Source organism: Herbaspirillum sp. DW155 (genome assembly GCF_037076565.1).
In the GTDB taxonomy this organism is placed as follows: Bacteria; Pseudomonadota; Gammaproteobacteria; order Burkholderiales; family Burkholderiaceae_D; genus Herbaspirillum.
The window spans coordinates 3,926,514-3,949,150 of the sequence record NZ_AP029028.1 but is presented as its reverse complement, the minus strand read 5'-3'; the positions used below and the strand labels follow the sequence as shown (position 1 = coordinate 3,949,150).

Sequence of the window (22,637 nt, the reverse complement as noted above, 5' to 3'; positions counted from 1 at the left end):
GGTAAAAGAAAAAGAAAACCCGAAGTCCGGATCAGCTCCGGGGCTTCGGGTCCATGCAGACTGCCATCTTTTTCTTCTTCCGTGCTTCGTGCGCGTCTTCTTGTGATGGGCGGTCAGGCCGCCCGGGTCTCCTCCGGCTTCCTCCGGATTATTGCTTGCGCGCGCCGTTTCCGGAGGCCAGCGTCAGCGGCTTGCCGGCGACCTTGCGGACCGGGGCAGGTGCGGCCTTGCGTACGGGGCCCTTGGCCGAGGCGACCTGGCGGCGCGCCGGTGCGGCGTGATGCGCGGCCACGCGAGTCGTCGCTGCGGCATTGGGCACATGCAGCTGCAGGCTCTGGCCGGCAGCCAGGGTGTCACGCTTCAAACCGTTCCATTCCTTGATCTGCGCCACGCTCACGCGATAGCGGCTGGCGATGCCGGCCAGGGTGTCGCGCTTGCCGGCCTTGACGTAGATGTGGCGGGTCTCCGGCACGTCCGGAGCGATGGCCAGGCGGGCGTTGTCAGCGATTTCCGGGGTCAGGTCGGTATCGAGGGAGGCGGTTTCCTCGGTCTTGGGCACCAGGATGGTGGAGCCAGCCTTCAAGACCATGCGCGGCGGGATCTGGTTGACGCTGCGGATCACTTCCGGGGTGGTGCCGAACTTGCTGGCGATGGTCTCGATGCGCTCGCGGGCGCTGGAGACGGTATGTGCGGTCCAGGTCGAGAAGGCCTGCGTCCACTTGGACATGTTGGCCTTGAACTTCTCGGCATTGCTTTCCGGCAGCAGGATCTTGGTGTCTTCGCCGCCGATGATGACGGGGCGGTTGAATTGCGGGTTCAGCGCCCTGAACTCATCGACCGACAGCTCGGCCAGTTGCGCCGCGACCTTCACGTCGATGTTGCGGGTCTTGCCGATGGTGACGAAGTAGGGCTGGTTGTCCACCTTGGGCAGGGCGATGTTGAAGGCGCCCGGGTTGGCGATGATGTTCTTGACCGCCTGCAGCTTGGGCACGTAGTTGCGCGTCTCGTTGGGCATCTGCGCCGACAGCGTATTGAAGTCGATCGGCAGGCCCGCCGCCAGGTTGCGGTTGACCGCGCGCTGCACCGAACCTTCGCCCCAGTTGTAGGCCGCCAGCGCCAGCTGCCAGTCGCCGAACATGCCGTAGAGCTTCTGCAGATAGGTCAGCGCGGCGTCGGTGGAGGCCAGCACGTCGCGGCGCTCGTCAGTGAACATGTTCTGCTTGAGGTTGTAGTCACGCCCGGTGGAGGGAATGAACTGCCACATGCCGGCGGCCTTGGCGGTCGACAGCGCTTCCGGATTGAAGGCCGACTCGATGAAGGGCAGCAGTGCCAGTTCGGTGGGCATGCCGCGCTTTTCCAGTTCCTGCACGACGTGGAACAGATAGCGCGAGGCGCGTTCCGTGGTGCGCTGGATGTAGTCGGGACGGGAGCTGTACCACTGGGTCTGGCTCTCCACCAGGGCGTTATCCAGATCGGGAATCCCGAAACCCTTGCGAATGCGCGTCCAGATGTCGATGTCGTTCATCCCCGGCAGGGCATTGCCGGCCAGTTCGGGATTGATCGCATTGAAGGGGGCGGGGTAGATCGAGATATCGTTGGCGTAGGAGAGCAGCGGGGTGCCAGCGCAAAACAGGGCGGCAATGGCGAATTGTTTCAAAGTACGCTGCATGTGGGCGATATCCTGTGCCAGAGGCAAAAGTTTGCGTGCGGCGCTTCCGTTGCAGAGCTGTGATGAAGCTCGACACCTCCTGCCGGCGGAGTCCGGATCAGTCCGATCACGGGCGCGTGCAGGTTGACGGTAATGCAAGGTCGGAAGCTGCGAGTTTCCCCGGCGTGGTGCTGGGCAGACAGCATTTCGTAAAAACGCGTAAAAGCGCTGGCGCCCAAATTGGGGAATTGGAGGAGTGTACGGAAGACCCTTTTAGCCAGTCAAGCAGAAATTGGCCTCTGTTACAAAGCCAAGTCCTTGATTTGGCAGGTTTTTGCGGCTAACTGTCCCTCAATTTGGCGCTATCTGTACGTATTCTTCCATTCGCGCAGTGCTGCAAAGCTGCTAACTTCGTCCAACTGCGCCAAACGGCCACTCTTTTGCAGGGATTCGAGAATTTCCTTTTCCTGGGTGCGCAGGAAGGGGTTAGTCTCGCGCTCCAGCGCAATGGTGGTCGGCACGGTAGGCTCGCCGCGTTCGCGCCGGGCGCGTTCGCCAATGATGCGCTCGGCCAGCGCGGCATTGCCCGGCTCGACCTCGGCCGCAAACTTCAGGTTGGAGAGCGTGTATTCATGGGCGCAGTAGACCTGGGTAGCGCCGGGCAGGCTGGCCAGCTTGCCCAGGGACTCCACCATCTGCGCCGGTGTGCCTTCGAAGACGCGTCCGCAGCCGCCCGCAAAGAGCGTATCCCCGCAGAACAGCAGGGCCTGCGCGGGCGCGTAATACGCGATGTGGCCCAGGGTATGCCCCGGCACCTCGATGACCTGCAAGGACAAGCCGAGGGAAGCGATATTCACCTCCTCATTCCCGTGCAGCGGGACCGTCATCCCCTTGATGCGGGATTGCTCGCGCGCCGGCCCGTAGACCGGGATGGTGGGGAATTCATCGCTCGCGGCAGCCCGTGCCAGCTCGACCACACCGCCAACATGGTCAGCATGATGATGAGTCAGTAGAATAGCGGCCAACGTCAGGCCCTCGGCCTGCAATGCGGCCAGGACGGGGACCGCGTCGCCCGGGTCGACCGCGGCGGCATGGCGCCCGTCATGGATGATCCACAGGTAGTTGTCGTCGAACGCCGGAACGGCCAGGACGTCCAATGAAGTTTTCTGATCTGCTTGAGCTGGCTTGGCTGGCTGGGTCATGAGGCGCGAAAGAAGAGATGGCTGACAAGGCTGAAACTGCTGTGACTGCGAACAACGCCGAAATTATAGACCTGGCCGCCTGGTTGCAGACGCCTATCGGCGACTACCTGCGCCAGTGGGAGCAGCGTCATCTCAACACCCTGACGGCCGACATCTTCGGCTTCAACGCCGTGCAGATCGGCTCGCCCCAGATCCACGCCCTGCAGGCCAACCGCATGCCTTATCGCTGGCTGGCCGACAACCGCATGCCGGTGGAAGGGCAGTCCGAGCTGGAAATCCCCCAGGTGGTCACGCAGAATTTCGGCGAACTGCCCTTCGCCACCCAGAGCCTGGACCTGGTGGTGCTGCCGCACGTGCTGGAATTCGCCGCCGAGCCCCACCAGGTGCTGCGCGAGGTGGAGCGGGTCTTGATCCCGGAAGGGCAGGTCATCATCTGCGGCTTCAATCCCAGTAGTCTCTGGGGCATGCGCCAGGTCGCCGGACGCCTGACCGGTGCCCACTTCCTGCCGCAGGATGGCGAATTCATCCGCCTCCCGCGCCTCAAGGACTGGTTGAAGCTGCTCAACATGGAAGTCAATCGCGGCCACTTCGGCTGCTACGCGCCGCCCTGCGAGACGGCGCAATGGCTGGACCGCTTCGGTTTCATGGAAAAGGCCGGCGACCGCTGGTGGCCGTATTTCGGCGCGGTCTACATCGTCCAGGCGATCAAGCGGGTGCCCGGCATGCGCCTCATCGGACCAGCCCTGCAACGCCAGAAACTGACGGCCCCGCGTGGCGTGCCGGTGACCAACCGCATCCATAAAACGGACTGAAAACCGACCGAATTTACCGGCCTGGTAGCGCGATCAGGTATCATCGCGGCCCGCCTACTGTGCGCACAAGTGCACAAGCAAACAGATTGAAGTGAAGAGTATGGATAAAGTAGAGATCTATTCCGATGGCGCCTGCAAGGGCAATCCTGGCCGTGGCGGCTGGGGTGCCTTGCTGGTAGCGGGTGGCAAGGAGAAGGAAATCTTCGGCGGCGAGCCCAACACCACCAACAACCGCATGGAACTGATGGCGGTAATCCAGGCCTTGAATGCCTTGAAGCGCCCGTGCGAAGTGGTGGTCCACACCGACAGCCAGTACGTGCAGAAGGGCATCAGCGAATGGATCCACGGCTGGAAGGCGCGCGGCTGGAAGACCGCCAGCAAGGAACCGGTCAAGAACGCCGACCTGTGGCAGGCGCTGGACGCCGCCCAGCAGCAACACCAGGTGGAATGGCGCTGGGTGCGCGGGCACAACGGCCACGCGGGCAACGAGCGCGCCGACCAGCTGGCCAATCGGGGCGTGGACAGCATAGGCTGATCCGCCCGGCTTTTTCTTCATATCGGCATTTTTCAGCATCAGAATCAGCAGGGAGCAAGCATGCGTCAGATCATCCTCGATACCGAAACCACGGGCCTTTCGCCGCGCAACGGCAACCGCATCCTGGAAATCGGCTGTGTGGAGGTGCTCAACCGCCAGCTTTCCGGCAAGAACCTTCACTTCTACATCAATCCCGAGCGAGACTCCGAAGAAGGTGCGCTGGCCGTGCACGGCCTGACCACCGAATTCCTGGCCGACAAGCCGACCTTCAAGCAGATCGCCGCCGAGTTCCTGGATTACGTGCGTGGCGCCCAGATCATCATCCACAACGCGCCCTTCGACGTCGCCTTCCTGGATGCCGAACTGGCCTTGCTGGGCCTGCCGCCGTTCAAGGAACACGTGATCGACGTGGTGGACTCGCTGCAGATGGCCAAGGAGCTGCACCCGGGGCGCCGCAATTCGCTCGATGCGCTGTGCGACCGTTACGGCATTTCCAACGCCCACCGCGTGCTGCACGGCGCGCTGCTGGATGCGGAGTTGCTGGCCGAAGTCTATCTGTCGATGACGCGTGGCCAGAACACGCTGACCATGGACCTGGGCGCCGAAGAAGAGGTCAGCGAAGGCGAGGGCAAGCTGGAACTGGCTCCGCTGGCCGAGGTGATCGTGGTGGCGGCCAGCGAGGAAGAACTGGGCCTGCACGAAGAGGTGCTCAACCAGCTCGACAAGGAAGCGCGCGGCAGCTGCGTGTGGCGCTTTGAACCGCCACCACCGGAGGCGGCTGCTGAAGCGGCGTGACGCGGCTGTTGGTCAGTTCTTTGTCGTCATCCGGCAGCGCTTTCGATAAAAAATGAAGAATTATTTACGAAGCACTTGCGCAGGTCGAAAAACGTTGGCATAATCTCGCTTCTCGATTGGCGCTGCAGCAAAAAAGCCAGTCAGGTACGGAAGGTTAGCTCAGTGGTAGAGCACTGCATTCACACTGCAGGGGTCGCAAGTTCAAACCTTGCACTTTCCACCAAATTCAGAAAAGCCCGCCTAGTGCGGGCTTTTCGCATTTCTGTTTTGTTTTCCTGTCAGCGCGGCGTGTCTGATCCGTTAAGCTAGCGCCCATCCGTCAAGAACAGGACCCAACAGCCATGCACGACATCATCTGCCCCCACTGCGGCAAAGCCTTCAAGATCGATGAAGCCGGTTACGCCGACATCCTCTCGCAGGTGCGCGACAGCGCCTTCGAGCAGCAACTGCATGAGCGTCTGGAACTGGCCGAGCAGGATAAGCGCAACGCCATCGCGCTGGCCAGCGCCAAGGCCGAGGCGCAATTGCAGAAGGCGGCAGCGGCCCGCGATGCCGAGATCCAGGAGCTGAAGGCCAGGCTGGAAGCCGGCGAGATGGCGCAGAAGATGGCCGTCGCCGAAGCCATGGCCAACGTCGAGCGCGAGCGTGACAAGCTGGCCAACGAACTCGAACAGGCCAGAAAAGAAAAGCTCGCCGAACAGCAACTGGCTGAGGCCCGCCTCGCCCAGCAATTGCAGCAGACCGTCAGCGAAAAGGATGCCGAGATCCAGGCATTGAAAGCGAAGATGGATTCCATCGCGCTGACCCAGAAGCTGGCCGTGAACGAAGCCGTCGGCGTGGTCGAGAAGGAGCGCGACGAACTCAAGAGCAAGCTGATGCACGCCGAGCTGGAAAAGCAGCTGGCCGAGAAATCACTGAAAGACAAATACGAGACCCAGCTCAAGGACCGCGAAGACATGATCGAGCGCCTGCGCGACATGAAGGCGCGGCTCTCCACCAAGATGGTCGGCGAGACCCTGGAACAACACTGCGAGACCGAGTTCAACCGCATCCGCGCCACCGCCTTCCCGCGCGCGTATTTCGAGAAGGACAACGATGCCCGCAGCGGCAGCAAGGGCGACTACATCTTCCGTGATACGGATGAGGCCGGCACCGAGATCGTCTCCATCATGTTCGAGATGAAGAACGAGAGTGATCGCACCGCCACCAAGAATCGCAACGAAGACTTCCTCAAGGAACTGGACAAGGACCGCCAGGAGAAAGCTTGCGAATACGCCGTGCTGGTCTCGATGCTGGAGCCGGAGAGCGAGCTGTACAACACGGGGATCGTGGATGTGTTCCACCGCTACCCGAAGATGTACGTGGTGCGTCCGCAGTTCTTCATTCCCATCATCACGCTGCTCAGGAACGCCGCGCTCAACTCGCTGAAATACAAGACCGAACTGGCGCTGGTGAAGGCGCAGAACATCGACATCACCAATTTCGAATCCGAGCTGGACACCTTCAAGGCGGCGTTCGCCAAGAACTACGACCTGGCCTCGCGCCGCTTCCAGACGGCCATCGACGAGATCGACAAGTCCATCGACCACCTGCAGAAGACCAAGGAAGCCCTGCTCGGCACCGACCGCAACCTGCGCCTGGCCAATGACAAGGCGCAGGATGTGACCATCAAGCGCCTGACGCGTGGCAATCCGACCATGGCGGCGAAGTTTGCGGAGGTCAAGAAAGAGCAGTCTGGCGAGGGGCAGTGAATATTCTGGCCGTGCTGACTTTTTGATGCTATGACAGCGAAGCGATCAGGCTTGCACCGCAGGCAGTCGTATCTCCGTCATACGCCACCTGCTTTCCATGATGCTTGCGGGTGCTATTGCCACCACCGGGCTGGATGGCGAACTGGCCCTTGCACTTGGGACAGTGCGTCATATCGCCTTCGAGCGCGACGCCTTTGCCCATGGCCTTGAGCGTGTCACTGGCTGAAATCACTTCACCGCCGTGAGAGGTTTTGTCGCCGAGGCGGATGACGGCTCGGCCTTGTTCGTCTTTCATGTGAGGCTTTCAGTTGATGTGGGGAGGAGTGTCTTGTGCCCAGAGACGTGCGTTGGCGGCGGGATCTTTTTTGCCGTACCAGTTGGGCATTTCTCTTCTATCGCCATCGGGATACTCGTTGCGATCAATGGCATGTGTCGTTTCCGCCCAACCCACCGGAGTGCGCCCAGAAGGTTGGTCGAAAGGATCATCGGGTTCAATGACGCTGACCTTGTTTATCGAGTCGGGCCAGATCGGATCGCGGCAGGTCCAGAGTGCCATCAGGCGGTGAGTGGTCATCAAGAGGATGGCCGGCATCATCATGGTGCGATAGGCGGGGCTCGCCCGCATGCCGAAGTCATACATGCAAAATAGAAAGCTCTCCAGGATGTCCTCTTTTTCTTTGAAGAAGAGTAGAGGCTTGGGTAACTCCGCGGGGCCGTGATTCATGTACCAGCACCAGTAGTTCCATTGCGACAGGAGATCTTCCAAGCTCTCATCACCTTCCCATTTCCGACCTATCGCGAATGCGCGAACGACGTTGCCATTTTGATCTACGTCGTAGTATCGAATATGGTAGACGTTTCGGTGATCAACTACTCCACGATGGATGCAGAAGATCGAGTTTTCATTCCAAGGAGCCTCCCATGTAATATCACCCTCGCCCGATTCGGCGAAGAATCTCCGGCGCCGGATGGCATAGATTTTTCTCTCTTTTCGATGGAAGCGTATAGGGCGTCGTTTCAGTGAGAAGAATTCATCTCGGCCATATTTGACGACGAAAAATCCGAATGTCGAAATTGCGCTCAGTACCAAAAGTGCTGTCGTGATCAGATAACTATCAATAGTGTTGTTTGGATTTTTTATGACACTGGTGCCATAAAAAATTGATGCAGCAATCCCCAGGCACAGCGTGAGTACCCCACCGGCCTGCCATTGACGATCCCGATACGGTTGATCTGTCACATCCATGTGGCACGAATTGATTCTGAAGATCGTAGATGAGTCTTTCATCTCGGGGCCAACAGGTCTATGAATATCGAGACGATGATTTAGGTCCCATTCAGGAATGGGCTGGCATGCTTTGAAGTGAAATACGCGCTCATCCATAGTTCATCCTCCGGTCGCATCCCGAAGTGCTTTCAATTGCATCTCGAACGAGCTGTATTTTTCTCCGGTTGAAAATTCACACCGGGAAATCCAGCTCTTTAAAGCACTGGCGTTGTGATGAGCTATTGCGATTCCTACCACGAACGAGAATACGAATAGTGGCCAGATTATTGCACCTACCGAAAAATAAATTGCGGCCGGGAGAACGATTCCTAATATTCCATTGATGAAATAGAGCTGAGATAGCCGCTCGTCTCCGGCTTTATCAGCATTTATGGAATTGATCAAGATATCGTATGCTCCCGCGAAAATGCCTGCGAGCATTCCGAAAATCCTGGCCCCTTTTATTATTCTCTCTAGGTGTTTTTCGGTTGCAGTCCATTGCTTCCGGATAAATGCTCCTAACGGATGCTCAGTTGATTGGGCACCGCTCACCGCCGCCATTTCTATAATGGTTGCTGTCAGGCTAATGATCGCCAGTGCTGCTTTGATCCGTGTTTCCTGTTGATTGAATTGGTCGCTCTTCACTAGATCCTTCATCGCAAAATTCAGCGCCACCATCTGGACAATCATGGTCACCACCCCAAGTCTGAAATCTCGCGGTACCCCGGACCCCAGCCATTTCTGCGTCAAGGCAAAACCCGGAAGTCCAATCCCCTTGATGCTCCCAGGCGCAATCCGTCCCTCCTTCTCCAGCTTGGCGATATCCAGTTCGTAGACGACATGCTTCTCCACTTTGGCTCGCTTGACAGCCCTGCCAGCCTCGGTTCGAGCATAGGCTCTGGTTTCCCGGCGCTTGGCTTCCGGTTTGATGCCTTGCTCTTCGATTCTGTAAGGCTTTCAGTGGAGGCGGGGAGGGATTTCTGCTGCCTAGACATGTACGTTGGTGGTGAGGTCTCTTTATCGTGCCAGCGGGATTTCTCTCTTTTGGGCCTGTCGATTGGTACGCCCCGCCTCAAATCTCATGCATAAGCAGGCTGGCTCATCTTGTCGGGGCAGGAGCTTCTATCCATAAGAAATCTAATACGTTGGCGGAATGTCTTGAGCCCACAGCAGCGCATTCACTGCCGGATCTCGTTCTCCCCGCCAATCCATGATTTCCATCTTCGGATCCTCTGGATAGTCACCTCTTTGCTTGGCAAGGACGGTCTCTCCCCAACCGATTGGAGTATGCATTTGCGGCTCGTCATAGGGATCATTTGGATCAATGACGCTGACATCCTCGACTTCCTGCGGCCATACAGGATTGCGGCATGTCCATAGCGCAAAAAGTCGATACCCTGTCATGATCAGGATGAATGGCATCATCGAAATGCGGTAGGCAATGCTTGCCTGCATCCCGAAGCCATACAGGCAAAAGAGGAAGCTCTCCCTCATGCTTTCGTTTTCACTGAAAAACAATGGTGGCTTGGGTAATTCCCCAGGTCCGTAGTTCATGTACCAGCACCAGTAATTCCATTGAGATAGCAGTCCTTGAAGGTTCTCGTTCTCTTCCCATTTGCGGCCAATTGCGACACTGCGAATAACTTTATTTTCGTTGTCCACTTCGTAATGACGGATGTGATAGACCGGCCTGCCTTCTGCATATCCCCGGTGAATGCAGAAGATGGATTTTTCGTTCCATTCCATCTCCCATGTGATGTCGCCCTGACCTGTAGTTGCAAAGAATCTGCGACGCCGAATAGCATAGATTTTTTTTTCTCTACGATTGAAGCGGATAGGGCGTCGCCTCAGCGCGAAGAACTCATCACGTCCATATTTAAATGCCAGATATCCGAATGCAGAGATGCCAACTAGTACCAAAAGGAGCGTCGTAATCAAATAAGTGTCAAGGTGATTATTAGGATTTTTTATGACGCTATAGCCGTGGTAAATCGCTCCAATGATTCCCAGGCAACAGAAAATTACTCCTCCCCCCACCCATTGACGGTCCATATAGGGCTGATCAGTGATGTCCATAAAGGTGGAATTGATTCTGAAGACCGTCGCGGTGTCTTTGCACTCGCCGCTAACCGGCTTGTCGATCGGTAGCCGATGTTGCCAATCCCAGTCCGGAATTGGATCGCCAGCTTTATATTTAAATACGCGTTCATCCATTTTTAAGCTCCAACCGCTCTTTCAAAGGAACTTAATTGTTCATCGAATGACCTGTATTTGTCCCCAGTGCTGAATTCACAGCGCGCAATCCAGATTTTTAGCGCACTGTCATTTAATGATGCGATCGCGATTCCAATCCCGATGGATATAACGAAGAGCGGCCAAAAGATGGCGCCTATCGAGAGGTAGATGGCAGCTGGAAGTGCTATTCCCACAAGGCCGCTAATAAAATAGAGCCGAGCAAGCACCTTGTCTCCTTCTTTATCCGCGTTGCGAGCGTTATAGAAAATATCGTAAAGCCCCGCAAGCACACCTGCTATTGCGCCCACTCTCTGCGCCATTTTTGCAATCCTGCCTGCTCTTTTGCTATCAATCTTCCATTGATCACGGATAAATGCTCCGAGTGGATGTTCTATGGACTTCTCTACACTGACAGCTATTGTCTCTACCAGGGTCGCGGCCAAGCTGACGGCGGCCACCGCGGCCTTGAACCGGGTCTCCACTTGATTGAAATGATCATTTCCCGCCAAGTCCTTCATCGCAAAATTAAGCGCCACCATCTGCACAATCATGGTCACCACCCCAAGCCTGAAATCTCGCGGTACCCCGGACCCCAGCCATTTCTGCGTCATGGCAAAGCCCGGAAGTCCAATCCCCTTGATGCTCCCCGGCGCAATCCGTCCCTCCTTCTCGAGCCTGGCGATATCCAGTTCGTAGACGACATGCTTCTCCACTTTGGCTCGCTTGACAGCCCTGCCAGCCTCGGTGCGTGCATCGGCCCTGGTCTTCTGTCGGGTGGTCTCCATTTTGATGCCTTGCTCTTTCGCTTCTGCGATCGCCCATCTGGCTACGTCAGTACTGCTCATGTTGCTGACCTTGATGGCAACGCCTGCCATCAATTGAAGATGAATATGCGCCAGCCCCTTTGCCAGCAAGCTGCCACTCTCGCTGATGGCCTTTGCAATGACGTTGCCCGTCGTCAGCGCCAGACGATCAATCAATTGTTCCGCGTGGCCCGCGTTGTGCAATCGCTCAATTGCGCCCTTGTAGATGTTGAGTATGTTCTCAATCTGGATATCGCTGCCCTTGAGCTGTATCTCGGTGGCCGCGATGATATCGGCCTGGTTGAGCAACAAGGCGCGGCCATACAGGTTGCGCGTGTCCTTGAGATTGTCGCTGGAGATCCAGCGCATGAGCTGGTCAACACAAGGCTTGGAGCAGGTGGCCTTGCCGATGCATTGCGCCATCGATTCGCTATAGGCATAGCCACTGCGGATATCGGCATCGTCGTGAACGCCTTCCATCCAGTTCGCCAACTGCTCGCTCTTGAGCCAGCCAAGGTGCGCCATCACCAGCTGCATCAAGCGCGGTTCAAACTCCTTGAGTGCTGCGTCGTAGGTAGCAGGAAAGGCCTTCAACCTCGCCTCATCCAGAATCGGCTTGTCATTGTCATGGGTCAATTCATGCCAGGCGTCATCGGCCGCTGCCTGCTGGCGTCCGGCCAGATCCTCGCCGTATTTCTTGCGCTGTTCGCGGAGCTTCTTCTCATGACGGTCTATCCCGCCCAGCTTGAACATGGCGCCCAAGGTCTTCAAGCCATTGTAGACATCGCCATCCGGATGGTGCGTGGCGGCTTCTGCAACGGCATCTCTGAAGGCCACTTCCTGGCGGGCCTCCTGGCGTACATGATGCTCGGTCAGCGCGAGCAGGTCAGCAATCATCTTGCCCTGATGCAGTTTCTCATCGAACCCGGCCTGCAGGTCCGGTATCGTCAATTCGCTCAAGTCGTTGGTCATTCCCACCGGATCATTGAGTGCGGCGATATAGCCCTTGTGATGCGGCCCGTGCTCCGCCATGATCGCCTTGAAGCGCACGGCCGAGGCGAGCTTGCGTGTCTCGGATTCAATCGGCGTGTTGCTGAAGGCGTAGGCTTTTTTCATGGTGGCTTCGTCCGCCACGAAATGTGCCACCTTGTCCGCACTCGCGTTGAACTCCCCGGTGTGGGCCGCACTGCCAGCCAACATGGCCGGGATATCGATGCACTGCATGTGCTTCTTGCGCCAGCCCGCGTCACTGACCTTCTTGAGCAAGGCCTTGGTCCACTGTACGTTGGACCAGCCTATCCAGAAATTGCCCGCCGGATCGGACGCCGTGTGGACAATATCGACACAATAGGCCCGCACCAGCTCGCCGGGATCAATGCAGGCAAAGCGAATCTTCGCCGGATGCGGCGCGTTGTACTCCAGCGGATAGTGCCAGAGATGCCCGGTCGGCATGACCACATAGGCTTTGAGCCGTCCTCGCTTCTCGTCATAGGTATAGAGATAGCCGGGACGTAGCGCGCGCAAGCTGTATTTCGCCCCACCCGCGGACTGCGGTGCACCCTCGATCTTGAAATTGCCGGACAGCCCCGGTACTCCTGCCGCGCCATACGGACTGGCCACGGCATAGCGTACTGGATAGATCAGCAAGCCTTTCTTGTCGCAAAAATTGCATCCGTTCATTGTGCTGCTCCTGTGGTAGGGGACATGAGATGGCACAGAGCGTCCATCTGCCGATAATCATCCGGACCGAGCCGCTGGAGCAGGGCGTTCCAACTGAGCTCGCCACTGGCCAGCGCAGGCCAGGCACCATGCAACGGGGGATGGTCCAGAATAGCGCTGCCATAACGCAGGCAAAGCAAGGCGTACCCCATCAGTTCACCAGGAACGGTGAGCTTGAGTACCTGACGTGCGTGCATCAAGGCCGAGTCGCCGCGCCGCAGATACAGCAGGATTTCCGGCGGCGTGCAGGCGGCCAGGCTCTCCGGCAGCTGCCGCAGAACCTTGTCGAGCACATCGCAGTGCGCCAGGCTGTGCCACTGGCTGGCGTCGGGCCAGGCCGGCTGACTGCCGCCCAGCAAATCAACCTCCTCGCCCGGACCGGTGACGCCCCACCAGTGGCCATTCCAGGGAAAGCGCCACTGCGTGACCGGCCCCATTAGGGCGCGGGTTTGCTCGCCAGAGAACAACTGCAGGGTCAATGCCAGCACGCGTGGGTCGTAATAGCGCCAGTAGACCTGACGGCCGTCCACGCCGGGTCCGATCAAGAAGCGTGTGAGGCCGCGCACGAGGCGCTCGGGATCCGCGGCGCTCTCCAGCCAGGCACACAGGATGGGGGGGCTCTTCTGCATGGGGTGCATTGCGCAGCGCCGCGGTCATCCATTGTTGTTGGTCGGCAGTGAGCGCGGCTATATCGATGAGCCTGGGGGTGAGGTCGTCCGCATCCTTGAGCCGCCCGACTTCGCACACTCGCATGGGCAGTTCGTGCAAGGGCGAGCGCGGGTCCAGATTGGACGGTTCCACCAGTACTTGACCATGGGTGATGACCTCGGCGGGAAACGAAATGGCTTGCATGCGTTCTCCTCGAACGATCAGGACAGCGCAACACTGGCGCTGCCAGACTGCGCCGCACCACTGGCACGCGAAGGACATAGCTGTGCCCCGGGGAACTCGGCGGGCTTGGCCTGCGGCCCCAAGGTCTGGTGATCGGCGGCGTGGACGTGATGCGCCCCCTGCGTGAAGCCGGTGATGCCCTCCGCGATCACCAGTTCGCTGCCGCCGCCGTTGAGGCGGATACCTTTCTTGGCCTTGAGATTGATCCAGTCGCGGGTGCTGATGATGTCCACCACCTTCTGCGCGAGGATTTCCATGCCATCGTTCTGTGCCTGAATCTCCACCCGGCCGCTGGCGGCGATCAGCTTGGCGCCCAGGCGATAGGCCAGCAGCGAGAGTTTCTCTGCGGCGCTGGCAAAGAAGGATTTGCCAGCAGTGACGGAGACGTGGCTGCCGGCGGTCAGGGCCGCATGTTCGGCACTGGCCAGATGAGTAGAGGCGCCGGAACTGGCTTCGATACCGCTCGGGCTGGAGAGGACCAGATGCGGTTCGGCCAGCTCAGGGAAGCGGCCGTTCTGGGCAGCGCCATCCCCCTTGATGGCCGCGTTCTGTGCCTGGATGGCCTGTGCGGCATCGTGCTGATCCGCATCCTTGTCCTGCGCCTGATGCTCCTGGGCCAGTTTGCTCAGGCTTGCCACGGTGCCTTGTGCCTGCGCCAGTCGGCCCACGGTCTCGCCCAGGTCGGTGACGTGTCCGCGCGCCTTGGGCCGTGGTTCGCTGGTGAGCACCAGGCCCTGTGCGGCACGCACCACGCCGTGGGCGTCGGTGCGCAACTCGAAACCTTCGCCCCGGGCATCCTGGCGTCCGCCATGATGTTCGATACGGGTTACGTGCCCCAGCGCGAGCTGGCTGTCGAAGGCATCGCTGCGCACCTGAGTCTGGATGGCCTCATGGGTGTCGTCGAAGAGCACATGGCCGGACCGTCCGCCCGGCGTATTGCCCGCCTTGGGCGCCAGTTCGCGGCTGCGCAGCCCGGACAAGGCTGCCTGCGAAGGCAGGGTCCAGGGCGGCATGTTGAGCTGGTTCACCACCGAGCCGGTGATGATGGGCCGATCTGGATGACCGCCCAGCCATTGCACGATCACCAGTTGCCCGATGCGTGGCACGGCTATCAGTCCCTGTTCTGCACCGGCCCAGCTGCTGGCTACCCGCATCCATGCCGTGCTGTGTTCATCATTGTGGCCCAGCAGGTCCCAGTGGAACTGCACCTTGACCCTGCCATATTCATCCACGTGCACGTTCTCACCGGAAGGGCCGACGACGGTGGCGGTCTGCATGCCGTGCAAGGCCGTCGGCCGGCTGTAGTAGCCACGGCCTGGTCGCCAGGGGACGGGCTTGCGCACGCAGCGCACGCGGTTGGCATAGAAGGGCGGCGTTTCCGAGTCCTGCAGATAATTGTTGGTTGCGCTGTGTTCCACGCTAATGATCAGGAATTCTTGCTGCTGGTGGCGCGCGGCGCTGTCGGCGCCCGGGCGGGGCTGGTCCGAAAAATGACCAGTCAGATGAAAGGTCCGCCCTGGCTGGAGAAAGCGGCAATTGCCCACGCCCTCGAATAGCTGGGCCGATGCCTCGAACTCCTCCATGCGCAGCCGGCTTTGCCGGTCGCCGTCGTCGAGATGGGAAAAACCATAGGCCCCCGCATATTCGTAATGCTCCACCGGCAGTACCGCGCCCTGCTGGTTCAATGTCGGTATATCTACCTGCTGTGGTCGTGTCGTCTTGAAGTCATAGCTGGAGAGCCGCGTGCTGGCAGGCTGGAACTGGCGCACCATCGACCACTGCGCCATGCCGTCTTCCTCGATGGCGCCACCGTGTTGCTGGAAGGGGACTTGTCCAGGACCGTCGATGGCTTGGGCATAGGTCGAATCATCCGACAGTCTCAGCTGATGGCCGTCTGCCTGGTGTTCGTAGTGGTAATGCCAGCCGGCGTCTTCCCAGCGGCGATGCAGCAGGTTGCTGTCGCTCTCGTCGAACTGGAACATTTCTGTGCGTACCGCATCACCGTGCCGCAGCTGGCAGTCCCATCGTGCATGCGAGGGGTAGGCGCTGAAGATCTCTGCGCTCAGGCCTTCCAGGCTCAGATGATGGAAGACGCGATTGTTCCTGCGTGATGCCAGGAAGGCCAGCCAAGGCACCAGTCGCGCCTCGTAGAAGGCGATACCGCCATCGCTGCGCAGGAACGCAAAGCGCTCTACGTAGCCGGTGAAATGGCGCAGCGTGCCGTCCGGGCGGACCAGTGCCACGCACAGCAGCTTGCCCATGACCGCCTCCAGCGCAATACAGGCATCATTGCTGAGCAGTTCCAGCGTATAGGCGTAATCACGGCTCAAGGCCTCGCTAGCATCAAGTCGATTGATCAGCAGTTCGGCGTCGGGAGCGTCGTCATTGACGAAGGAGAGTTGCAGGATGCGGTTGTGCTGGCGCTGCCGGGTGAGGCGGTCCCAGCGGGTGGTACTGGAATGCATGGATGTCCTTCTGCGGGAAAAATGGATGTCCCGAAGAAGGCGGGGAAGACGTCAGCAGGCCGAATCGGGAAGCGCAGATGGTGCCCGAGGACCCGCATGAAGTCTGTTGAATTGCTTCGATAAATGGCGGGTTTTTATCTCTGTCACAGAGCAGATCGGATGCCAGCACTCAGCCAGCATCAGGCCTGCGAGAAGGCCATGAATTCGTCCGCAAGACAGCGATAGAGGCGCCGGTATTGTGCCAGCCTGCGATGAAGTTGTGGCTGCCTTCCCATGTCGGGCCGATACCATTCCAGCACCTCGGGCGCCACGCACACGCGCCCCGCATCCTCCCCCGACTGCGCCAACCTCGCCAACCTGGCCGCTCCCATTGCCGCCCCCACTTCCGCTCCCGCATGCCGCCGCAGCGCAATACCCAGGGCCGTCGCACACAGCTCTCCCCAGAACGCACTACGCGACCCGCCGCCGACGAAGGCCGCACTCTCCAGCACCGTACCAGCCGCCTGCAAGGCTGCATAGCCATCGGCCATCGCAAAGGCCACGCCCTCCATCACCGCATAAGCCAGATGCGCAGGCTCATGTGCAGGCGTCATGCCAAACAGCACTCCCTTGGCCGCCGCGTCGTTGTGCGGCGTGCGCTCGCCATTCAGATAAGGGAGGAACAAAGGCGCCTGGGCCTGCTGCGTGGCCGTCAGCTGCTCCGCACCCGCCACCAGTTCGGCCACCGGCCGCGCCGTCACGCCAGCGAGCCAATGCAGGCTGGCCGCTGCCGACAGGATCACGCTCATCTGATGCCATTGCCCCGGCAGGCAGTGGCAGAACGCATGCACGCCCTGCTGCGGATTGGGCGCATGCCGCGCCGTAGCGGCGAACAAGACGCCCGAACTGCCCAGCGACAGGAAAGCATCGCCAGCCTGGATCACACCGATGCCCACTGCGCTGGCCGCATTGTCGCCTGCACCGCCGGCCACCACCACCGGTCCGCTGATGCCCCATTCACGGCGCAGTTCGTCGCGCAGATGGCCGGCCACCGCGCTGCCTTCGACCAGGCGCGGCATATGGCTGCGATCCAGTCCGGTAGCCGCCAGCATCCGGTCGGACCAGTCGCGTCGCGCTACGTCCAGCCAGAGCGTGCCGGCCGCATCCGACATCTCGGAGACAAATTCGCCGGTCAGCTTCCAGCCCAGGAAATCCTTGGGCAGCAATACCTTGTCGATGGCGCGATAGACGGCCGGTTCATACTTCGACAGCCACAGCAGCTTGGGCGCCGTAAAACCGGGCATGGCCCGGTTGCCGGTGATGAGGGCAGCGTCCGGCACCAGCGCTTCCAGTTCCACGCATTCGGCGTGGGCGCGCATGTCATTCCACAGGATGGCCGGGCGCAATACGTTGCCGTTGCGGTCCAGCAGGGTGGCGCCATGCATCTGGCCGGAGATGCCGATGCCGCGCAGCGCCTGAAAGGCTTGCGGGGTCTCGGCGCGCAGGGCGGCGATGGCGTCCAGCGTGGCATTCCACCAGGCCTGCGGTGCCTGCTCGGACCACAGCGGATGCGGATGGTCCACGCGCAGCCGGGCGCCGCTGCTGGCGATGACGCGGGAGTCGTCGTCGGTGAGGACGAGCTTGACTTCGGAAGTGCCGAGGTCGATGCCGAGATAGCTCAAATCGTTTTCCTTTGCATGCAATTGGATGGCCTTTACGCGACCGCACTAACTTCGTCATTGAGCCGGTGCAGCGCACGAAAGCGCGAGGGCGGCATGCCCTTGTAAGCCAGGAACTGGCGGTTGAAATTGGAGAGATTGTTGAAGCCGACGCGGTAGCACACTTCCGTCACGCTCAGGTCGGTACACATCAGCAATTCGCAGGCTTCGTTGAGCCGCAGTCCGTTCTGGTACTGGATGAAGGTGCAGCCCGTATGCCGCTTGAAGAAACGCGTGAAGCCGCTCACGCTCATGCCGGCCAGTTCGGCCACGTCGCTCTCGCGCAGGTTGCCGCCCAGGTTCTGGCGGATGCAGGAGAGTACCTGGTTGATGGTCGACGACATGTGGCGCTGCGCATCCAGGTCGTAGCCCGGTCCGGCCAGCGGCTTGCGTTCGCGGCAGGAGGCCAGCTGTTCCAGCACGGTCATCATCAGCACCACGCGGCGCGCACCGCTGGCCTGTGCCAGATCCTGCATGAGCGGGATGATGGCTCGCCCCAGCGCATCGGGAAACTGCAGTCCGCGCGCGGCGCCCTCCAGCAGATCCTGCAAGGGCGAGAGTTCGGCAATGGCGCCCAGCATGCGGTCGGCGAAGGAGCGCGAGAATTGCAGCACCAGATCGCGTGCGCCCACATGCTCACCAGCGGCGAGATTGCTGATCCAGTTGTGCGGCAGATTGGGCCCGGTCAGCACCAGGTTGCCGGGACCGAAGTCGCCGATGAAGTCGCCCACGAAGAACTTGCCGCCGGAAGCGGTGATGACGTGGACTTCGTATTCGGGATGGAAATGCCACTTGGCCACCGTGTGCGGGTAGTCATGCACCCAGGCCCTGAACGATTCGTCCTGGCGGGTATGGACCAGCTCCAGATCCGGACTCATGCTTTGTCTCCTTGCCATGCGGGCCGTCGTCATGTCCGCTGGCCGCCAGGGCAGCCTCGGGCAGCGACAGGTTCTCTCCGCTTTCTACATCGAACACGTGCAGCTCTTGCTGATCGAAGGCCAGATGCAGGCGTTGGCCCACTTGCGGCAGTTGCTGCGCGCTCACCAGGGCGGTCAGCGTCTGCGCGCCGCAGCGGGTGGTCAATAACGCATCGGCGCCCAGGATCTCCACCAGTTCCACGCTGACCGGGCAGGTCAGGCTGCGCGCTTGCTGTTCGTCCGCGCCCGCGATGCGGACGTAATCAGGACGCACCGCCAACTTTACCGCCATTGCCTGCGTCAGGCGTGAAAACCTTGCACCCTGCAGGGTCCAGCGCTGCTGTTCGCAGCGCACGGCTACCGTATCGCCATCGCGTTCGATCACACCGGAGAGGAAGTTCATGGCCGGCGTGCCGATGAAGCCCGCCGCAAAGAGCGTACGCGGATAACGGTAGAGTTCGGCCGGCGTACCGGCCTGCACGATCTGGCCGCCATGCATGAGGATCACGCGGTCGGCCAGGGTCATGGCTTCCAGCTGGTCATGCGTGACGTAGACGGTGGTGGTGCGCAGGCGCTGGTGCAGGCGCTTGATGTCGCCGCGCAATTGCGCGCGCAGCTTGGCGTCGAGGTTGGAGAGCGGCTCATCGAAGAGGAATACCGAGGGCGTCTTGATGATGGCGCGCGCAATCGCCGCGCGCTGCTGCTGGCCACCGGACATGGCGCGCGGCTTGCGCTCCAGCAGGGCATCGAGATTCAACATGGCCGCCACTTCCCGCACGCGGCGGTCGATCTCGTCGGCCGGGCGCTTCAGGCGTCGCAGTCCGAAGGCGATATTGTCATACACGTTCATGTGCGGATAGAGCGCATAGTTCTGGAACACCATGGCCACGTTGCGCTCCCGTGCCGGTAGCGCATTGACCACCTTGCCGCCGATGGAGAGGGTGCCGCCGCTGATCTCTTCCAGCCCGGCGATCATGCGCAGCATGGTCGATTTGCCGCAGCCGGAGGGGCCGAGCAGGACCACGAATTCGCCGTCACCTATCCTCAGGTCCAGCGGATGCAAGACCGGCGGGCCACCGGCGTAATGCTTGGACAAGCCCTGGCAGTGGATGTCGGCCATGATCAGCCTTCCATTTCGATCTGGATCTTCACATCCTGCGCACGGCCGCGCGCGGCTTCCTCGAAGGCCTCAATCCCCTGCGAGAAGGGGAAGCTGCGTGAAATGAAAGGCTTCACATCGATCATTCCGGAGCCCAGCAGCGCCAGTGCGCGCGGAAAGATGTTGGCATAACGGAAGACCGATTCCAGTCGCACTTCCTTGGTCTGCATGGTCACCACGTCCAGCGCCACCGGCTCCGGCGGCATGCCCACCAGCACCGCGCAGCCGCCGGGGCAGACCATCTGCAGCAGCGTCTGGTAGACACCGGCATGGCCCGACGCCTCGAACACCACATCCGCACCCCAGCCCTCGGTGACCTGCTGCACGACCTCGGGCAACGCCTGCTGCGTCACATCCACCGTGATGACGGCGGGATTGCCGGCGAAATGCGCAAGCTTCTCCGCCACCACATCGGCCAGGATCACGCGCGCCGCGCCCCCGGCCAGGGCGGCCAGCGCAGTCATGGCACCGATGGTGCCGGCCCCGATCACCACGGCCGTATCACCGGGCTTCATGCGCGCCTTGGTGGCGGCTTGCAGGCCGATGGACAAGGGCTCGACAATGGCGCCCTCGGCAAAGCTGACGTTATCCGGCAGGCGATAGGTAAAGGCCGCCGGATGCACCACGCTGCCGGTGAGGCAGCCGTGGATGGGCGGCGTGGCCCAGAAGCGCACCGACGGGTCGAGGTTGTAGAGGCCGCGCAGCGTGGCCGGCGAATCCAGGCGCGGGATGCCCGGTTCCATGCACACGCGGTCGCCCACTTTGAGCTGGCTGACTTCGCTGCCGACTTCGATGATGGTGCCCGAGGCTTCGTGCCCCAGCACCATGGGCGCTTCCACCTTGAAGGGACCGATGCGGCCGTGGGTGTAGTAGTGCAGGTCGCTGCCGCAGATGCCGACCGTGTGGATGCGGATGCGGACATCCTGTGGACCGAGCGCTTGCGGCAGGTCGATGTCGCGCAGCGACAGGGTGCGGGTGGCTTCGAGGACGAGGGCTTGCATACGATTCTCCTAGTGTGCTTTGAGCATGGAATTCAACAGCCGGCTCAGTACGCCGACAAAGATCAGCGGAGGCAGCGCGAGCAGGACGGTAGAGGCATTGATGACGCCCCACGGCACTTCCTGCCCCAGCGAAGTAAAGGCCGAGGCCACCACCGGCAGGGTGGCGCTGTTGGAAGAGGTCAGCGCCAGGGCGATCATCAGTTCGTTCCAGACCAGCACGAAGCTGAAGATGATCCCGCCCAGCAAGGTACCGGCGCAGTTGGGCAGGGCGATCTTCCAGAACACCGCGTAGGGGCCATAACCGTCGAGGGTGGCAGCCTCTTCGATCTCGCGCGGCATGCGCTGGAAGACGGGGATCGACAGCCAGGTGATGGTCGAGAGCGTGGTCAGCAGGTAAGTCACGATCATCGAGAAACGCGTGTCATACAGGCCCAGATCGACCCAGATCGCAATCAAGGGAATGGCCACCGCCACCGGCGGCAGGAAGCGCAGCGAGAGCAGGAAGAACTGGATGTCGCGCTTGCCCGGCACGTGATAGCGCGCAATCACGTAGGCCGCCGGCACACCCATGAGCGTACCCAGCAGCACGGCGCTGCCGACGATGACGGCGCTGTTGGTCAGGCCTGTCAGCACTTCCGGGCTGCCGATGACCTGGCGATAGTTTTCCAGCGTCGGCGTGAAGACAAAGCGCGGTGTCGGCGTGACGATATCGAGCAGGGTCTTGAGCGAATTAAGCAGCGCCCACAGCAGCGGAAACACCGCCACCAACACCAGCAGGATGCCCACGCCCCAGATGGCGCAGCGTGTGATCAGTCTTCCCATTGGCTCACTCGTTTCCAGATCAGGGTAAAGATCAGCGTGGTGACCACCATCATCAGCACCGCCATGGTGGAGGCATACGAGACCTTGCCGGACAGTCCGATGCCTTGTGCATACGCATACATGTCCAGCGTTTCGGTGGCGACACCCGGTCCACCCTTGGTCATCACGTAGATCAGGTCGAAGGAACGCAGCGACTCCACCATCTTGATGAAGACCAGGCTGATGATGGGCGCCTTCAACATCGGCAGGGCGATGTAGGCATACACCTGCCAGGTGCGCGCATGGTCCAGCCGGGCGGCCTCCAGCGGTTCGGGCGGCAGGGTTTCCAGCAGTTTCAACACGATCACGGCGAAGAACAATCCCCACTGCCAGATATCGACGGCGGCCACCGCATAGAGCGCCAGCACCGGGTCCGACAGGAAGGCCGTGTCATGGATGCCCACCAGCCCCAGCAGCCAGCCCAGGATGCCGGTCAGCGGCGAATACATGAACTTCCAGATGAAGGCGGCCGACACGCGCGGCAGCAGCACCGGTGTGATCAGCAATACGCACATGGCCTGACGCCATTTGCCGTGGACGTTCTCGAACAGGTAGATGGCGATGAGGATGCCCACCGCCACCGCACCCACGACGGTCACCACTTCCCACATCGCCGAGACTTCGATGGCATTGAGAAAGCGGCGATCCGACATGAGCCGTTCGAGATTGCGCAGCCAGACGTAATCGCTGTCGGGATAGCGCAATACACGGTTCTTCAGTGCCAGGTTGATCGCCGCCACCGTCGGCACCAGTCCCAGCACCAGCATCACCAGCAGCGAGGGTCCGAGGAACAGATAGGGCAGCGAGGTCTTTCCACGATTGAACATGCAGGACTCCGGAGTGCGCCCCGTTCCGGCAAGGGAACAGGGCGGCTACATC

General features: G+C 60.5%; 19 protein-coding genes and 1 tRNA gene. 5 read left to right on the top strand and 15 right to left on the bottom strand.

Annotated elements, in window-relative coordinates:
* Window positions 1-148: 148 nt before the first annotated feature.
* Together AACH55_RS17940 and gloB are read right to left on the bottom strand one after the other, a co-directional pair.
* On the bottom strand, window positions 149-1,669 hold the full coding sequence (locus tag AACH55_RS17940; protein ID WP_338716022.1) for a transglycosylase SLT domain-containing protein: 1,521 nt from the start codon (window positions 1,667-1,669) through the stop codon (window positions 149-151).
* Window positions 1,670-2,010: 341 nt separating this feature from the next.
* A complete protein-coding gene (gloB, locus tag AACH55_RS17935) occupies window positions 2,011-2,805 on the bottom strand; it encodes a hydroxyacylglutathione hydrolase (protein WP_338716021.1) in 795 nt (264 codons plus the stop codon).
* 62 nt (window positions 2,806-2,867) lie between these two features.
* Between gloB and AACH55_RS17930 the strand changes: the two genes are divergently transcribed.
* The 5 genes from AACH55_RS17930 (at window position 2,868) to AACH55_RS17910 (ending at window position 6,743) form a co-directional block, all read left to right on the top strand.
* On the top strand, window positions 2,868-3,662 hold the full coding sequence (locus AACH55_RS17930) for a methyltransferase domain-containing protein (RefSeq protein ID WP_338716020.1): 795 nt from the start codon (window positions 2,868-2,870) through the stop codon (window positions 3,660-3,662).
* Between the two features lie 100 nt (window positions 3,663-3,762).
* Complete coding sequence (gene rnhA / locus AACH55_RS17925; RefSeq protein WP_034350828.1) at window positions 3,763-4,197, top strand: ribonuclease HI; 435 nt, start codon at window positions 3,763-3,765, stop codon at window positions 4,195-4,197.
* A gap of 60 nt (window positions 4,198-4,257) precedes the next feature.
* Complete coding sequence (gene dnaQ / locus AACH55_RS17920; protein ID WP_338716019.1) at window positions 4,258-4,992, top strand: DNA polymerase III subunit epsilon; 735 nt, start codon at window positions 4,258-4,260, stop codon at window positions 4,990-4,992.
* A gap of 148 nt (window positions 4,993-5,140) precedes the next feature.
* A tRNA-Val gene (locus tag AACH55_RS17915) sits at window positions 5,141-5,215 on the top strand.
* 118 nt (window positions 5,216-5,333) lie between these two features.
* Window positions 5,334-6,743, top strand: coding sequence for a DUF2130 domain-containing protein (locus tag AACH55_RS17910; RefSeq protein ID WP_338716018.1), 1,410 nt, complete (start codon window positions 5,334-5,336; stop codon window positions 6,741-6,743).
* 28 nt (window positions 6,744-6,771) lie between these two features.
* On the opposite strand, the gene AACH55_RS17905 is transcribed toward AACH55_RS17910, so the two are convergent.
* The 13 genes from AACH55_RS17905 to AACH55_RS17845 form a co-directional block, all read right to left on the bottom strand.
* Window positions 6,772-7,038, bottom strand: a complete 267-nt coding sequence (locus tag AACH55_RS17905) for a PAAR domain-containing protein (protein ID WP_338716017.1) — start codon at window positions 7,036-7,038, stop codon at window positions 6,772-6,774.
* Window positions 7,039-7,047: 9 nt separating this feature from the next.
* The gene (locus AACH55_RS17900; protein ID WP_338716016.1) at window positions 7,048-8,127 is read right to left on the bottom strand and encodes a DUF6708 domain-containing protein; all 1,080 of its coding nucleotides are present in this window, start codon (window positions 8,125-8,127) and stop codon (window positions 7,048-7,050) included.
* A 3-nt stretch (window positions 8,128-8,130) separates the two neighbouring features.
* A complete protein-coding gene (locus AACH55_RS17895; RefSeq protein ID WP_338720340.1) occupies window positions 8,131-8,940 on the bottom strand; it encodes a hypothetical protein in 810 nt (269 codons plus the stop codon).
* Window positions 8,941-9,147: 207 nt separating this feature from the next.
* Entirely contained in the window at window positions 9,148-10,224 is a 1,077-nt protein-coding gene (locus tag AACH55_RS17890) for a DUF6708 domain-containing protein (protein ID WP_338716015.1), read from the bottom strand.
* Window positions 10,225-10,226: 2 nt separating this feature from the next.
* On the bottom strand, window positions 10,227-12,728 hold the full coding sequence (locus tag AACH55_RS17885; protein WP_338716014.1) for a T6SS effector BTH_I2691 family protein: 2,502 nt from the start codon (window positions 12,726-12,728) through the stop codon (window positions 10,227-10,229).
* On the bottom strand, window positions 12,725-13,396 hold the full coding sequence (locus tag AACH55_RS17880) for a DUF4123 domain-containing protein (protein WP_338716013.1): 672 nt from the start codon (window positions 13,394-13,396) through the stop codon (window positions 12,725-12,727). Before AACH55_RS17880 ends, AACH55_RS17885 begins: the two co-directional genes overlap by 4 nt.
* A gap of 240 nt (window positions 13,397-13,636) precedes the next feature.
* A complete protein-coding gene (gene tssI, locus AACH55_RS17875) occupies window positions 13,637-16,123 on the bottom strand; it encodes a type VI secretion system tip protein TssI/VgrG (RefSeq protein WP_338716012.1) in 2,487 nt (828 codons plus the stop codon).
* A 179-nt stretch (window positions 16,124-16,302) separates the two neighbouring features.
* On the bottom strand, window positions 16,303-17,784 hold the full coding sequence (gene xylB, locus AACH55_RS17870; protein WP_338716011.1) for a xylulokinase: 1,482 nt from the start codon (window positions 17,782-17,784) through the stop codon (window positions 16,303-16,305).
* Between the two features lie 32 nt (window positions 17,785-17,816).
* Entirely contained in the window at window positions 17,817-18,698 is an 882-nt protein-coding gene (locus AACH55_RS17865; protein ID WP_338716010.1) for an AraC family transcriptional regulator, read from the bottom strand.
* Window positions 18,634-19,857, bottom strand: a complete 1,224-nt coding sequence (gene ugpC / locus AACH55_RS17860) for a sn-glycerol-3-phosphate ABC transporter ATP-binding protein UgpC (RefSeq protein ID WP_338716009.1) — start codon at window positions 19,855-19,857, stop codon at window positions 18,634-18,636. The genes AACH55_RS17865 and ugpC overlap by 65 nt, the downstream gene beginning before the upstream one ends.
* A 2-nt stretch (window positions 19,858-19,859) precedes the next feature.
* A complete protein-coding gene (locus AACH55_RS17855; RefSeq protein WP_338716008.1) occupies window positions 19,860-20,897 on the bottom strand; it encodes an NAD(P)-dependent alcohol dehydrogenase in 1,038 nt (345 codons plus the stop codon).
* A gap of 9 nt (window positions 20,898-20,906) precedes the next feature.
* Window positions 20,907-21,719, bottom strand: coding sequence for a carbohydrate ABC transporter permease (locus AACH55_RS17850; RefSeq protein ID WP_338716007.1), 813 nt, complete (start codon window positions 21,717-21,719; stop codon window positions 20,907-20,909).
* Complete coding sequence (locus AACH55_RS17845) at window positions 21,707-22,585, bottom strand: sugar ABC transporter permease (RefSeq protein ID WP_338716006.1); 879 nt, start codon at window positions 22,583-22,585, stop codon at window positions 21,707-21,709. The genes AACH55_RS17850 and AACH55_RS17845 overlap by 13 nt, the downstream gene beginning before the upstream one ends.
* Window positions 22,586-22,637: the final 52 nt, after the last annotated feature.

Coding starts and splice junctions, on each gene's coding strand:
- ugpC (WP_338716009.1), bottom strand. CDS start 19,857: ATGGCCGACATCCACTGCCAGGGCTTGTCCAAGCATTACGCCGGTGGC.
- AACH55_RS17885 (WP_338716014.1), bottom strand. CDS start 12,728: ATGAACGGATGCAATTTTTGCGACAAGAAAGGCTTGCTGATCTATCCA.
- AACH55_RS17845 (WP_338716006.1), bottom strand. CDS start 22,585: ATGTTCAATCGTGGAAAGACCTCGCTGCCCTATCTGTTCCTCGGACCC.
- AACH55_RS17940 (WP_338716022.1), bottom strand. CDS start 1,669: ATGCAGCGTACTTTGAAACAATTCGCCATTGCCGCCCTGTTTTGCGCT.
- AACH55_RS17930 (WP_338716020.1), top strand. CDS start 2,868: ATGGCTGACAAGGCTGAAACTGCTGTGACTGCGAACAACGCCGAAATT.
- AACH55_RS17880 (WP_338716013.1), bottom strand. CDS start 13,396: ATGCAGAAGAGCCCCCCCATCCTGTGTGCCTGGCTGGAGAGCGCCGCG.
- AACH55_RS17855 (WP_338716008.1), bottom strand. CDS start 20,897: ATGCAAGCCCTCGTCCTCGAAGCCACCCGCACCCTGTCGCTGCGCGAC.
- AACH55_RS17850 (WP_338716007.1), bottom strand. CDS start 21,719: ATGGGAAGACTGATCACACGCTGCGCCATCTGGGGCGTGGGCATCCTG.
- tssI (WP_338716012.1), bottom strand. CDS start 16,123: ATGCATTCCAGTACCACCCGCTGGGACCGCCTCACCCGGCAGCGCCAG.
- AACH55_RS17900 (WP_338716016.1), bottom strand. CDS start 8,127: ATGGATGAGCGCGTATTTCACTTCAAAGCATGCCAGCCCATTCCTGAA.
- rnhA (WP_034350828.1), top strand. CDS start 3,763: ATGGATAAAGTAGAGATCTATTCCGATGGCGCCTGCAAGGGCAATCCT.
- AACH55_RS17910 (WP_338716018.1), top strand. CDS start 5,334: ATGCACGACATCATCTGCCCCCACTGCGGCAAAGCCTTCAAGATCGAT.
- AACH55_RS17865 (WP_338716010.1), bottom strand. CDS start 18,698: ATGAGTCCGGATCTGGAGCTGGTCCATACCCGCCAGGACGAATCGTTC.
- AACH55_RS17905 (WP_338716017.1), bottom strand. CDS start 7,038: ATGAAAGACGAACAAGGCCGAGCCGTCATCCGCCTCGGCGACAAAACC.
- dnaQ (WP_338716019.1), top strand. CDS start 4,258: ATGCGTCAGATCATCCTCGATACCGAAACCACGGGCCTTTCGCCGCGC.
- AACH55_RS17890 (WP_338716015.1), bottom strand. CDS start 10,224: ATGGATGAACGCGTATTTAAATATAAAGCTGGCGATCCAATTCCGGAC.